The sequence below is a fragment of the Sphingopyxis sp. genome (assembly GCF_016463645.1).
Taxonomy (GTDB): domain Bacteria; phylum Pseudomonadota; class Alphaproteobacteria; order Sphingomonadales; family Sphingomonadaceae; genus Sphingopyxis.
Map to the genome: position 1 here is coordinate 20,106 of NZ_JAEMQX010000035.1, position 12,812 is coordinate 32,917.

Annotated in this window: 11 protein-coding genes; 6 read left to right on the top strand and 5 right to left on the bottom strand. The window is 65.2% G+C overall.

Going from position 1 to position 12,812, the window contains the following annotated elements; all coding sequences use genetic code 11:
- The first annotated feature begins 49 nt into the window (after nucleotides 1–49).
- Both JHC57_RS09750 and JHC57_RS09755 read left to right on the top strand, forming a co-directional pair.
- Complete coding sequence (locus JHC57_RS09750; protein WP_294029805.1) at nucleotides 50–700, top strand: lasso peptide biosynthesis B2 protein; 651 nt, start codon at nucleotides 50–52, stop codon at nucleotides 698–700.
- Nucleotides 697–2,388, top strand: a complete 1,692-nt coding sequence (locus tag JHC57_RS09755; protein WP_294029806.1) for an asparagine synthetase B family protein — start codon at nucleotides 697–699, stop codon at nucleotides 2,386–2,388. The genes JHC57_RS09750 and JHC57_RS09755 overlap by 4 nt, the downstream gene beginning before the upstream one ends.
- On the opposite strand, the gene JHC57_RS09760 is transcribed toward JHC57_RS09755, so the two are convergent.
- The 5 genes from JHC57_RS09760 to JHC57_RS09780 all read right to left on the bottom strand — a co-directional run bounded on the left by JHC57_RS09760 (nucleotide 2,289) and on the right by JHC57_RS09780 (nucleotide 9,990).
- Nucleotides 2,289–4,259: an Atxe2 family lasso peptide isopeptidase gene (locus tag JHC57_RS09760; protein WP_294029807.1), complete on the bottom strand. Its 1,971-nt coding sequence runs from the start codon at nucleotides 4,257–4,259 to the stop codon at nucleotides 2,289–2,291. The genes JHC57_RS09755 and JHC57_RS09760 overlap by 100 nt on opposite strands.
- Entirely contained in the window at nucleotides 4,253–7,189 is a 2,937-nt protein-coding gene (locus tag JHC57_RS09765; protein WP_294029808.1) for a TonB-dependent siderophore receptor, read from the bottom strand. The genes JHC57_RS09760 and JHC57_RS09765 overlap by 7 nt, the downstream gene beginning before the upstream one ends.
- A gap of 63 nt (nucleotides 7,190–7,252) precedes the next feature.
- Nucleotides 7,253–8,212: a FecR domain-containing protein gene (locus JHC57_RS09770; protein ID WP_294029809.1), complete on the bottom strand. Its 960-nt coding sequence runs from the start codon at nucleotides 8,210–8,212 to the stop codon at nucleotides 7,253–7,255.
- Nucleotides 8,209–8,790 carry a sigma-70 family RNA polymerase sigma factor gene (locus JHC57_RS09775; RefSeq protein WP_294029810.1) on the bottom strand — a complete coding sequence of 194 codons (582 nt, stop codon included), beginning with the start codon at nucleotides 8,788–8,790 and terminating at the stop codon, nucleotides 8,209–8,211. The genes JHC57_RS09770 and JHC57_RS09775 overlap by 4 nt, the downstream gene beginning before the upstream one ends.
- A 468-nt stretch (nucleotides 8,791–9,258) precedes the next feature.
- Nucleotides 9,259–9,990 carry a thermonuclease family protein gene (locus JHC57_RS09780; RefSeq protein WP_294029811.1) on the bottom strand — a complete coding sequence of 244 codons (732 nt, stop codon included), beginning with the start codon at nucleotides 9,988–9,990 and terminating at the stop codon, nucleotides 9,259–9,261.
- Between the two features lie 236 nt (nucleotides 9,991–10,226).
- Between JHC57_RS09780 and JHC57_RS09785 the strand changes: the two genes are divergently transcribed.
- From JHC57_RS09785 to tnpB, 4 genes are all read left to right on the top strand, one after another.
- Complete coding sequence (locus JHC57_RS09785) at nucleotides 10,227–10,550, top strand: DUF736 family protein (protein ID WP_294029812.1); 324 nt, start codon at nucleotides 10,227–10,229, stop codon at nucleotides 10,548–10,550.
- A gap of 76 nt (nucleotides 10,551–10,626) precedes the next feature.
- Nucleotides 10,627–11,556 carry a HEPN domain-containing protein gene (locus tag JHC57_RS09790; RefSeq protein WP_294029815.1) on the top strand — a complete coding sequence of 310 codons (930 nt, stop codon included), beginning with the start codon at nucleotides 10,627–10,629 and terminating at the stop codon, nucleotides 11,554–11,556.
- A 617-nt stretch (nucleotides 11,557–12,173) separates the two neighbouring features.
- Nucleotides 12,174–12,542, top strand: a complete 369-nt coding sequence (locus JHC57_RS09795) for a transposase (RefSeq protein WP_294029813.1) — start codon at nucleotides 12,174–12,176, stop codon at nucleotides 12,540–12,542.
- A partial coding sequence (gene tnpB / locus JHC57_RS09800) for an IS66 family insertion sequence element accessory protein TnpB (protein WP_294029814.1) occupies nucleotides 12,539–12,812 on the top strand: 274 nt, incomplete at its 3' end. The genes JHC57_RS09795 and tnpB, both read left to right, overlap by 4 nt.

The following is a 12,812-nucleotide window of genomic DNA, read 5'->3' on the forward strand; positions in this document are numbered from 1 at the left end:
GTTCGGGTGTCGGCGTTCGCGCCGGCACCCGGATCGAGGAGGGATATCTATGGGATGGAAATTGGCCCCGGGCGTTGGCTTCTGTCACGCCGGCGACGACCTCATCTTTCTCGACGTTCGGCGCGATCGCTATCTTCAGCTCCGCGGCGAACGGCGCGCGGCGTTCGAGCGGCTCTGCGCGCGCGAGGCGAACGACAGCGACGCGATGGCGGGCCTGATCGACACCGGTCTTTTCGCGCGCAGCGAAGTCGCCACCGCGATCGACCCGATCGAGGTCGAGGTCCCGACCGCGGATCTCGCCACGGCACCCATCCCGCCAACGCGCCTCGCGTTGATCGCGGCCGCCGCGCGGTCGCTCTATTGGGCGCGCAAGGCGCTCGGTCCCAAGCGTCTTGCCGCTACCCTCGACGGATTTGCGGCGGCGAAACGGGCAGGGACAGGGGAGGTCGACGACCCGGGTCTCGCTGCGCTGACATCGGCCTATGGCGAAGCCCGCCGATGGATTCCGGTCGCGCCACGCTGCCTGATCGATGCGCTCGCGCTTTATCGCCTATCTCTGCGGAAAGGCCTGGCACCGACCCTGATTTTCGGAGTGCGCACCAATCCTTTTGCCGCCCATTGCTGGCTCCAGTCGCATTCGGCCGTTCTGACGGGAACCGCCGAGGAAGCGCATAATTATCGCCCGGTGCTCGCCATATGATGGACCGCGGCATCCTCGGGATAGCGGGTGCGCCGGGGCTCGAGACCGCGGTGGCACAGCTCGCAGCCGATCATGGTCTTGACGGCATCGGCAAACTCGACGGTCTCACGCTTTACGCCAGCGCTGGTCTGAAGCGTTCGCGATTGTCGACGTCCAACGTCATTCTCGGCGACTATTTCTCGGACGATTCCTTCAGTGTCGATTGGGGCAATTTCCTTACATTCTCTGCGGGGCCCGGAAAGCCGGTCGAAATCAGCCGCGCCCCGTTGACCGGCCTGCCGCTCTATTGGTGCCGCACGGGTGGCGGATTGCTGCTCTTCTCGCATCTCGAACTGCTGAGGGGGCTCGAAATCGAAACTGGCGTCGACGTCGATTTCCTCCGCCACCTTCTCGCCTACAGCAACCATCGAACCGCGCGGACAGGCCTCGCGGGCGTAGAGGAATTGCTCCCGGGAACGCGGCTCGCCTTCGATGGCCATGTCACGCAGGTCAAGTCGATCTGGTCGCCATGGCCGCATGCCGGCAGGCAGATTTATGACCGTGACGCGGTTCCGCTTCTCGATATTACCATCCGGAAATGTGTCTCGGTCTGGGCGAACGAGCGCCAGCAGATCATGCTCGAGCTCTCGGGCGGCCTCGACAGTTCGATCGTCGCCGCGGCGCTTGCTGCCGGGGACCATGGTTTCGCCGCCGCGACGATTGCCACGGTCAGCCCCGACGGCGACGAACGCCGCTATGCGCGCGCCGTGGCCGAACGCTGCGGCGCCGCGCTTTCCGAATATGTGCATGACGACAGCGAGCTCGATTTGGCCGCCGGTCCGCAGTTCATATCGCCGCGTCCGGCGACCTACGGGGTGCTTGCCGGAATCGATGCGGCGCTCGGCGCCGCGACGGCGCAGCTCCCGGGCGCCAGCATCTTCACAGGGATCGGCGGCGACAATGTCTTCGCCATCACCCGCTCGATCCTCCCGGTGATCGATGCGTTCAAGGTTCGCGAGCCGATCAGGCGGCCCGCCGCCGCGCTTCGCGATTGCGCGCGGCTCTGCGACGTCACCATCTGGCACGCCGCTCGCGCGGTCTACCGCCACTGGCGCCGGCCGCCGCCAACGGGCTGGCCGCGCGAGGATGAATATTGCTGTCGTTCGGTGCTGCACGACGCACCCTTGCCGCACCCCTGGGACCATGGGGGCGAGGGCATTCCACCCGGAAAGATAAGGCACGTCCAATCGATCCAGCGCATCCTCGATTTTCTCGACCGTCCCGGACGCTGGTATGGCCGCGACGTCGTCGCGCCGCTGCTGTCGCAACCGGTGGTCGAGCTCTGCCTGTCGATCCCTGGCTGGCAGTGGGTCGCTGGCGGCCGCGATCGCGCCGCCGCACGCGAGGCCTTCGCGTCGCGCCTCCCGGATTTCGTCGTCTGGCGCCGCAACAAGGGGCGGCTCGAAACGCTCTGCGCCAAGGCCTTTATCGAGCAGCGCGCGAGATTGCGTCCTATTCTTCTGGAGGGCCGCCTAGTCCGCGAGGGGCTGCTCGATCGCGAGCGGATCGAAGCCTATCTCGCGCGCGAGCGCCTCGCCGGCGATTATGATTATTTCCGTTTGCTTGAGCTCGCCGATATCGAACTCTGGATCGCGTCGACCGAAGGCTTCGGCCGCGTGCCGGCGAGCCTCGCCCAGCGGGCATATTGATCGGCCTTGCTCGGATCGGCGTCGGTATGGCCTTGCAGCCAGTAGCGGAACCAATCGAGGTTGCGCTGGTAGACCGCGTGCTTCTGCCGCGGCTCGACCTTGATGTGCGGTGCGAAGGAGAAGACATGCAGCTCGCCCTTGCCCGCCACGGTCAGCCGTGCCTGCAGCTCGGGCGATTGCCGCGCCTCCTGTTCTGGCAGTTGCATCAGCACCGGAGCGTCGATGCGGTCGACCTGAAGCGATGGCGAACGGCGGCGCCAATCCGCAAGGTCGGTGTCGGGCGGGCCGAGCCCCCAGACCTTCTCGAGATTCTGTCGGAAGAACTCGCGGCCTGCGCCGGCGTTGAACCAATAATAGGCCGGTTCGGCCTGGACGGAGGCGATCGACACCGCCTTCAGAAGCTTGCTGTGCGTCGCGGTCCACATCGCGACTTCGCTCCCGAAACTGAGGCCGCCCATCCCCACTCGCCCGGGGTCGGCGATCCCGCGACGGTCGAGCTCGGCAATCGCGGCGCGCACCGCGGCGAGCCCGAGGTCGTAACGCGCCTCGCCGGTCGCATTGGATGTCGGCAGCTGGTTGATGCACAGCGCCGCGATGCCGCTTCGTGCGAGGGCGCGCAGCGGCCACTCATTACCGAGGCCTCCGCGCAAATAGCCCGCGCAGCGATAGTAAGTGATGAAGAGCGGCAGCCGTCCGGGGATCTTCGGGCGGACGAGCCAGCCCGACGCACGGCTGCCGCCCACCCGCCACTCGACCGCCTCGGTGAGAAGATCGTCGCGGTCGGGAACATCGTTCGGCTTGTCGAGGATTTGTGTTCCGCCGTCGGCAAGCGCGATGCGCAGGAGATGCGGCGGCGTCGCCGCGCTTTCCGCCACGCAGAAAAGTGCCGCGCGCGTTCCGGCGCAGGGCGCATTTTCGCCGCCGCCGCCGAGCAGGCCCTCGGTCGTCAGCAAAGGTCGAAGACCTACCGCGGGATCCCAGAGCAGCGCATTCTGGCGGATGCGCCGGTCGCGCGTCATAAGGCCGAAGCGCCCGTCGCCGAGCGCGACGTGGGCCCACAATCTGGTGCCGCTATCGCTGTCGCAGCGTGCGGCCGTGGCACAGATGCTTTGAGCCACGGCCGCGTGCTCTGCCGCTTGGGGTAACGCCGACTGCGCTGCTGTCAGCAGCGCAGCCTCTTCGGCGGTGGCGAGGCGATCCTCGCCGGTTGCGATAAGGCGTGCCTGGATCCGGCGCGGCATCTTGGCGAGCAAAGCTTCGCGGTCGAACCAGTCGCCGTTGAGCCGTTGGCTCGCCGGTCGACCTGCGATTATCGCGCCGCGGAACAGCGTCTGGGCGAGGTCAACGCGCCCGTCGACGAGAATGCCATCGTCGCGTTCGGCCTCCTCGGCGCGTTCGATCGCCGCGCGCGACGGGCCGGTTTCATAGATGAGGGAGCCGGCGGCGCTGACCGCGAAGCGTTCGATATCCGCGTCGCCGATCAGATAGGGTGCGAAGGCGCCATCGGGGCGGCCTTCCCACAATCCCGCCGCGCCTCTGATCATCGCGCGGACATAGAAGCGCTCGCTATCGGGCGCCCATTGGGCCGCGCCCGGTTCGACGAGGCCGGTGCCGTTCCAGCTCGCTGGACCGCCATCCCCAAGAAAGCGCGGCGGAGAAGTCCCATCGCCCGCCACGATATACCAGCCGGTCTCGATGCGCCCGCTCACAGTCGACGGGCGCTCGCGGCGGTAAAGCAGCCAGCGCCCGTCGGGAGAGGCCGCGAGCCCCGAGAAATCGGTCATCTCGACTAGCTCGCGGGGACTGGTCTGGGCAAGCGCCGGCGACGCGGCCGCAAGGAGCGACGTCGCCCAGACAAGCTTCTTCACCATCGGATCGTCGCCTGCACCGCGATCGAACGTCCGACCGGGCTCGCCTTTTCGGGATCATAGGCGAGCGCAGAATTGTTGGTGCGGCTCTCGACATAGGGTGGGTCACGATCGAAGATATTGAGCGCGCTGATCGCAAGCTGCAGGCCGCGCTCTTCTTCATCCTTGCCGAAGCGCTGCGACAGGCTGAGATCGACGGTCGTCCAGGACGGAACGCGCGCGGCGACGGTCGGAATCTGGTTGAGGTAGCCGCCGATATAATTGACGAAGGCGGTCGCCGCGAAGCCGTTCTTCGACCAGCCGGCTCGTCCGCGAAGGCGCCATTTGGAAGGGTTGGCGAAGGTGCCCACGACATCAATGGCGGGCGTTCCAGGGGTGAGCCGCCGGTCGATCCGGAAGATATGGCTTCCCGCCAGCCCGACGTCGATCGTGCCGCCCGCGAGCCCCGGCGCATAGCCGATGTCGAAGTCGATCCCGGACTGCCGCACCGACGACAGGTTCCGCACCTGGCCGTCGACGATCGCATCGACGTCGCCGGGAGCGAGCCCGAGCGGGTTGGTGAAGGTCGGGAAGGCGAAATAATAAGCGAGGAGCTCGGGCGAGGGATTGTCGTTCACAATTCCGCCGAAGAGATCGCGCCGCGTCAGGAAGCGCAGATAATCCTCGGTCACCGATCCGATGCGATCGCGATAGTCGACGTCATAATAAGTGACGGCGGCCTTGAAGCCGGGCAGCGCGGCCGGCGCGATATCGACACCCGCGGTCCAAGTCGTCGCGCGCTCGGGCTTGATGCCGGGACCATAGCCGAACAAACCGATGACATTGGCGGTCCCGGTCGGCGACATGGGATCGGGCAGCTGGAACGTCGTATAGTTCGAGACCGTCGGGCCGATCAGCTCGTCGAAAGCCGGGGCGCGGAACGAGGTGCCATAGCTACCGCGCAGCGCGAATCCCCGAAGCGGCTCCCAGCGGACACCGACCTTCGGATTGGTCGTGCGGCCGACATCGCTATAGTCTTCGACGCGGCCGGCAATCGAAAGGTCGAGCCGGTGGAATCCGGGGACTGCATTGTCTTGGCCGAACAGCGGCACGAACAGTTCCGCATAGGCCGAGCGGACATGGCGGGGTCCTGGCAAGCCGGTCAGCGGCGTCATGCTCGGCGCCGCACGGCTCAGATCGTTGATTGTCAGATTGAAATAGCGTTCGCGACGATATTCGGCGCCGAGCGCCAGCCTGACATCGCCGCCCGGCAACCGCAGCAGCGGTCCGTCGGCGCGAAGCGCCGCCGACCAGCTTTCAAAATCGTCGCGCGAGCCAATGCTGCCTCGGATCGCCGCGATCGTGGCGGGATTGTTCGCGGTGCCATCGCCGAAGATGTTGAACGCGGTCGCCGGGTTGGTCTCGGCCAGCGCAGCAGTCAGTCGCGCCCGGTTCGGAATGTTGATGCTGTCCGACCGACTTTTCTGCCGGCCATAGGCGCCGCCGAGTTGCACCCGCCAGCGCCCGAGCGCCTGCTCAAGCCCGGCTGCAGCGCTGATACCGCGCACGCGCCCGGTGTCGATCGGCGCTCCGAGATCGTTGGCGAAATTGTAATTGACGGTGACCGGCTGGTTGGTTCCGATCGGGTCGACGTAAAAGGGGTTGGTGACCGGCACCCGCGCGGCGCTCAGATATTGGTTGAGCGCGACCTTGCGATAGTCGCGCTGCGCCGCGAGGATGCTGGTGCGGAGGGTGAGGCTGCTGGTCAGATCAAGCTCGCCGGCGAGATAGAGGCTGTGAACGCGCTGGCGCGGCAACAGATCGCTCGCCGCGCGCCGGTCGCCCGGATTGCGCGTGCCTGCGATCAGGTCCGCAGGCGTCAGCGCGGTGCCGTCCTGCCCCAGTGGAATGGCGAACGTCTGGCCATTGGCGGCCGTGATCGTCCCGGGAGCCGCGAAGAGCGAGCGATAGTCCGGCCCGCCGAACGGCCGAAGATCTTCGGTAGCGAAGCGCCGGTCCGCCGCGGCAAGCGCGTCGCGCTCGCTGAACTGGTAGGCGAGGGTCACATGACCGCCGTCCCAGCGCGTCCCGAAGATCTGTCCGAACTGCCGTTCGCCCATGTCCCCGTCCGCGGTGCCGATCCGGACGCTTGTCTCAGCCCCTTCGAAGCTGTTGCGAAGTCGGATGTTCACGACACCCGCGACGGCATCCGCCCCGTAGATGGCGGAGGCACCGTCGGTAAGGACTTCGATCCGTTCGATCGCACTCAAGGGGATCAGCGATAAATCGGCGAACACGCCGCCGAGACCGCCGAGCGCCGGGCGGGCGCCGTCGATCAAAACCAGCGTCGATGATGGCCCGAGGCCGCGGAGATTGATGCTCGACGCAAAGGTGCCGTCGGTTCCCGAGCCGTTGCGTGTCGTGGCGCCGAGCGTGGTTTCATTCGGACCGCCGCCGAACGATTGCGGCAGCGCCTGCAGCAACTGCTGGACCGATCCCGTGCCGCTCTTCTCGATCTCGCTGCGGTCGAGCGTGAGGACCGGCGATCCCGTCGGGCCGGCTCCCCGGATCCGTGTACCCGTGACAATGATGGCGCTGTCTTCGGACGCTTCAGTCGAGCCGTCGCTCGCTGGTACAGGGGCGTTTCCCACCCGAAGCACGAGCGCGCCATCGACGAGTTCCGGCTGAAGACCCGATCCTGTCAGTAGTAGCGATAAGGCACGATCCGACGACATTCGTCCGCGCACCGATGTCGAACGCCGCCCCTTGACCAGATCGGTCGCGAAAATGATCTGTCGCCCCGACACGTCCGAATATTCTCGCAGCGCGTCCCCGAGCGGCTGCGCCGCGATGTCATAGTCGCGCTGCTCGGTCTGCGCATGCGCGGCGACCGGACAAAGCGCACCGACCGCGCATCCCGTGGCCAGAAAAGCGGCCAGCAAATTCTTGTTCATCCCATCCTCCCAGCGGCCTGCATGGCCGTCTGAGGGGGCAAGACGGATCGGGTCGGAAAACTCCTAGTGGGCTATTTTCGGCATCAGGACATAGCCCCCCGCCTGCTCTTTCACATCGAGGTCGAGCGCGGCCGCGAGCTGACGCGCGAGCGATCGCGCCTCTGAAACATCGAAACGCCCGCTCACCAGATGACCGCCAATTGCTGGGTCGGCGAGCCCGATCTTGGCGCTGTTGACCCGATTGGCGCGGTCGATAACCGCACCGAGCGGGAGCCCCTCGGCAAGGAGGAGGTTCGGCCCTTCCGCTTCGCCGACGGGAATGGTCATGGTGACGGTATCGCCGGCCGTCTTAGTCTCGATGAGCATGGGCGCGTCCTTCTCGACTGCTGCGCGCTGGCCGGGACGAAGGCGGAGCGGGGCTTGGGGGTTGGCGGTGGCGCGCACCTCGACGGAGCCCTCGACAAGATGGACGACCGGCCGCCGCCCCGTCAGGTCGATCTCGAAGATTGTCCCGAGCGCGGTGGTTTCGCTTCCCGCGGCTTCCACACGGAACGGTCGCGCGCTGTCATGGGCGACGGTGAAGCGGGCCCGGCCACCGACAAGCAACACGCGCCGTTCGCCTGGCGCGAACTTTGCTTCGACGTGGGCGCCATCCATCAGCGCTACCCGTGTGCCGTCTTCGAGCACGACCTCGCCGGTCGCATTGTTCGCGACGATCGGATCAGTGCCGCCATTGCCGAGCAGCACCCAGGCAAAGGCCAGCGAGATCGCGAGGACCAGCGCAGCGGCAAGCGCCCAGTGCGCGCGGGACGGGGGTGTCGCCTTTGACGGCACTTGGCGGTGCGCGGCGAGATGTTCTTCCGCCACGCCGCCAGTGATGAGCCAATCCTCTTTGGCGTTCGCATAAGCCTCGGCATTTTCGGGATCGGCATGCCAGGCATCGAACTCTGCCCGATCCCCCTCGGCGCCGGGCGTGCGCATGCGCGCAAACCAATGCGCGGCCTCCGTGTCGCGGTCGCTCACTTAGTGTCGGCCCGCGCCTTGCGGATTGCGATCATCGCCTGTGCGATATGCCATTCGACGCCCTTCACGCTGATTCCTTTCGCTGTCGCGATTTCCTCATAGCTTAGGCCATCGAACCGATGCATCACGAATATAGAACCAGTTTGGGGCTTTAATTTCTCGATCGCCTCGCCGACGCGCCGCACCGTGTCGCGCGCCTCGAGCGCTGCATGGGGGTCGGGGCCGGCGATATCCTCATCCTCGAAGCTATGGTGCTGAGATGTCAGGCGCGCAGTATCGGCGCGCGCGCGATCGGTGAGCAGGTTGCGTGCGGTGCTGACGAGATAGGCTCCGGGCTTTTCGATCAGGGCCAGCTTCCCGCCCTTCGCCATGGCAAGGCGGCGGAAGCATTCCTGGACGAGATCGCCGAGATCCTGCTTCGGCGCGCGGCGGCGCAGAAAGCGCGTCAGCGCAGGCTGATGCGCAGTATAGATCGCTTCCATGCTCGCCGTTGAACCAAAGCCCGTCCAGTCGGACGGCGGCACCGGGTCGCTGCCGCTCAAGGCCTGCGCGCGCTTCTGTTCGTCTTCGAAATCCATGTCCATCGCCTACCGGTCGGACCGGAAAACGGGATGCCGGGAGGTAAGAACATACTCGGAAAAATATGCGCCGCCGCCTTTAGCCCGAAGGCCTGGACATACGCGTCGGCCACCCGGCAACGGATGGGAATATCATAAAGGCCCGAGCAGAATTCTTACGTTCCGGCACCGCGCGCCTTCTGGCCCGGTGCATGGTAAGCATAGCCGGACGTAACGTCAGGGCAAGCCCGCGCCACGCAATTGGGTCCAGATTGAGTCTTTTTGGCTGGGGACCTCGATTTGTCGCGTGAGGCTATGCTTCGCCTTTGCCCGACTGGCCCTATTCCCTGTTGCGCTGCAACGTGGTCATGGATTTGATCGCATCATTACCCTATGTGGGCATCATCGCACCCGCCCGGCCTCTGTTCGTAAGGACATGCACACTGGGCGGGTCTTTTTTTGGCATAGCGGACGCATGAGGATGACGCGCTAACGTCCGCGATAGGGCTCACAAGCGATGCCGTCGCCGTCGCCGTCCATTTCCGGCCGGTAACCGGGATGACCTCGGCGGAGCGGAGCCGCACCCGCCGCCCAGGCTTCCTTGCAATTGCGGAAATAGGCTCCGGTGGACCTCGGCGCCGGCACGCGCACTGGCGCCGTGTCTCGCGAAAGGCCCGGCGTTCGGCGCCCCGGCCTCGGATGTGCTGCGCGATAGTCCGCCGGTATCTGGAACGTGCCGGCCCACACCCCGAGACCAGCGGCACGGGCGCGAGCTTCGGCGGCAACATAGCGGTCGCTGAAATGCGGCAGGGCGACCGCAAGCCCCGCATCGACTATCGCGCCACCGAGATCGACCGAACCCGCGCGGCAGGTGGCGACGATCCGGCCATAATCGTCGATATCCTTCTGCTCGCACACGACCGATGTTCCAGCGACGAGCGTCGCGAGCTTCGACGCGGCTTGTTTTCCGCAAGGCCAGGACGCGCCGCCACGTTCGCAATTCTGCGCCAGCTCGGGCGCATCGACCCCGAAAAGCCGCACCGATATTCCGCTGAGATCAAGCGAATCGCCGTCGGCCGCGCGGGCCGGGCCGCTGATATCCTGCGCCGCTGCAGGGAGGGCGAAAAGAAGGAAGGCGGCGGTGATCGTCAGTCTCATACGCTGCCCATAGCGTGATCCGGTGAGCAAATCCTTGCCGTCCATCTCCATTCCGGCACGCACGGAACCAGCCGGTGCAGATCCGGCGAGATGAATGGCGCGTCCGCGCGCGCAACGGCGCTGCACTGCCTTTTTCCCCGGCCGCAGGCGGCCTCCTCGCGGGCGCTTCGCGCGCAAAAAGCCGGTGCGGCGCCGTCCTTCGCTGGTGCTTCGGCCCTTCGGGTGCGCGAGCGGGCCTGACGCCATTCTCTAGCCGACGGTGCCCCGGGGATGGCCCCGGGCTTTGCAGGAGCAATATCATGGCCGCAATCGGTCTTGTCAGCGGAACGAACGAGAAGGGCTTTGTCGGCCAGCTCGCGACGATCTCGATCCGCGTCCCCATCGAAATCCGCCCCAATCCGAGCAAGAGCGGCGAAGTCCAGCCAGACTATCGCGTCTGGTCGAACGGCGTCGAATGCGGCGCCGGGTGGCTGCGCCGTAGCGAAGCGTCGGGCAATCTCTATGTGTCGTTGACCCTCGAAGCCCCCGAGTTCGGGCCGCGCCGCATCTATGCCAACCTTGGCCGGGCGGCAGGACAGGACAATCCCGACGTCTATGCTCTGCTATGGAATCCGGCAGATTGACTGCGGTCGGCAACATCCTCGCAGCTGGTTCAATCTCGGCGTGCAAGGGTGTCGCCACCTTGTTAGGGTGACCACAATGCGCAGCAGTCTCGATCATCTCCCCCCGCACAAACAGCGCGAACTCGAACGGATCGTCCAGATCGTGTTCGAAGAATTCGAAGATGCGCTGGCGCTCGCGACGCAGGACTGGAAGCGCAAGGGGCGGATCTCGAAGATCATCCTCTATGGCAGTTATGCGCGCGGCGGATGGGTCGACGAGCCGCATACCGCCAAGGGCTATCAGTCAGACTATGACCTGCTGATCATCGTCAACGACGACCGGCTGACCGATCGCGTCGAATATTGGTCGAAGCTTGATGACCGGCTGATCCGCGAGCTTTCGGTCACGAAGACGCTGCGCACGCCGGTGAACTTCATCGTGCATAGCACCGGCGAGGTGAATGCTGGGCTGTCGCAGGGACGCTATTTTTTCATGGACGTCGCGCGTGACGGGATCGCCATTTATCAGGCGGTCGACGATGAATTGCCCGAGCCGCAGCCGAAAACGCCGCATGCGGCGCTGGAAATGGCGCGGGAATATTTCGACGGGTGGTATCCCAGCGGCGGGGAGTTTTTCGAAACAGCATCATTCGCAAGGCAGCGCGGATGGACCAAAAAGGCCGCGTTTCTTCTGCATCAGTCGGTTGAAAGCTATTACCACTGCGCTTTGCTAGTCTGTTCATTTTACACGCCGCACGTCCATAATCTGGCGTTCTTGAGGACGCAGGCAGAGCGGCTCGATACGCGGCTGATCGTCGCTTGGCCGCGCGAGACGAAGGCTGACCGGTCGCGCTTCGAGAAGCTGAAAGAAGCCTACATCAAGGCCCGATATTCGAAACATTATCGGATTTCTGAGGACGAACTGACTTGGCTCGGCGCCCGCGTCGAGGCTCTCGCCGCGATTGTGGAGAGCATCTGCAGCGAGCGTATTGCGCAGCTAGAGGAGACGGCACGCGCCGCAGGATAGTTGGAGCATGCGACTGCTTCGCGCTTCAAGTCGGCCATTCCGACCTATATTTGATTGTGCCCGAAAGCGGTCATTCCGTCGACGAGCTCACTGCGGCTTCTTCGCGCCTCATTTAGGTCGTTCCAAAGCAAAATTGTGTTAAATTCGGTCGTTCTGCTGAGCAGCAAAAAGGCCTCAATTCGTGACGGAGTCCCAAATCGCCGTCTTCAAGTGGTGCTTCCCCACTAGCGCAAGCTGAACCCTTTGCTATAGTGACCGAGCCATCCCAAAATGGCAGCCCGCTGAGCAAACCGCTTCGCCACCACCTCGTTGTGCACAACGGGGAGCAGACAGGGTCCGGACCCTGGACGGAAAGGCCGGTCGCCCTGCTCTAACCACCGAAAGGGGCGGGCACCACCTTCGCTTGAGGTGGCTTTCGCCTTCAAATTCCTACGTAGAAATCCCCGGCGTCGCGCGCGTGGCGCCGTGGCCCCAGCCTCAGAAGCCTTTTCGTAACCGTGTCCTGAAGGCCACCTTGCGGGAAGCTGCTGCGGGGTGCTGATAGCCGCTCTTTGCGAGGAGCGGTGATGAGCGAGGATATCGGAGCGTCGGGAGCGAGTGTTCTCGTGAGTGGTCATATGAGTAATCGTATGAGCAGTCGGATCGCGGTCGTGGGCGGGCGTCGCCGTTGGTCGGTAGATCAGAAGCTGTCGATCCTGCGCGAGGCGTTCGGCCCTGACGGCTCGGTCTCGGCAACGTGCCAGCGACACGCGGTCGGCAGTGGGATGCTCTATACGTGGCGCCGGCAGGCACTGGCGGGCGACCTGACGGGAGCGAAGCGCACGCCGACGCCGTCGTTCGCCGAGGTCGAGGTATCTGTGCCTAGCGCGGCGTTGGCAGGCAGCGGCCAGATCGGGATCGAGCTGCCGTCGGGCGTGCGGCTCACCGTCGACGCGGCGGTCGACGCCGATGCGCTGGCACGGGTGATGTCCGTCCTTGCCCGATGATCCCGTTACCACCGACGACACGCATCTATCTGGCCTGCGGCGCCACCGATATGCGCAAGGGGTTCGATGGGCTCGCGGTGCTGGTGCAGCAGGTGCTGGAGAAGAGTCCGCACTCGGGCGCGCTGTTCGCGTTCCGCGGCAAGCGCGGCGATCTGGTTAAGCTGCTCTGGTACGACGGCCAGGGCCTTTGCCTCTTCTCGAAGCGCATGGATCGGGGCCGGTTCATCTGGCCGATCACCAAGGCGGGCAAGGTCAGCCTCACCGCGGCGC

What these genes read in the sequence shown, in the direction of transcription:
- JHC57_RS09765 (WP_294029808.1), bottom strand. Translation starts at nt 7,189, where the DNA reads ATGAACAAGAATTTGCTGGCCGCTTTTCTGGCCACGGGATGCGCGGTC.
- JHC57_RS09755 (WP_294029806.1), top strand. Translation starts at nt 697, where the DNA reads ATGATGGACCGCGGCATCCTCGGGATAGCGGGTGCGCCGGGGCTCGAG.
- JHC57_RS09785 (WP_294029812.1), top strand. Translation starts at nt 10,227, where the DNA reads ATGGCCGCAATCGGTCTTGTCAGCGGAACGAACGAGAAGGGCTTTGTC.
- JHC57_RS09750 (WP_294029805.1), top strand. Translation starts at nt 50, where the DNA reads ATGGGATGGAAATTGGCCCCGGGCGTTGGCTTCTGTCACGCCGGCGAC.
- JHC57_RS09795 (WP_294029813.1), top strand. Translation starts at nt 12,174, where the DNA reads ATGAGTAATCGTATGAGCAGTCGGATCGCGGTCGTGGGCGGGCGTCGC.
- JHC57_RS09760 (WP_294029807.1), bottom strand. Translation starts at nt 4,259, where the DNA reads ATGGTGAAGAAGCTTGTCTGGGCGACGTCGCTCCTTGCGGCCGCGTCG.
- JHC57_RS09790 (WP_294029815.1), top strand. Translation starts at nt 10,627, where the DNA reads ATGCGCAGCAGTCTCGATCATCTCCCCCCGCACAAACAGCGCGAACTC.
- JHC57_RS09775 (WP_294029810.1), bottom strand. Translation starts at nt 8,790, where the DNA reads ATGGATTTCGAAGACGAACAGAAGCGCGCGCAGGCCTTGAGCGGCAGC.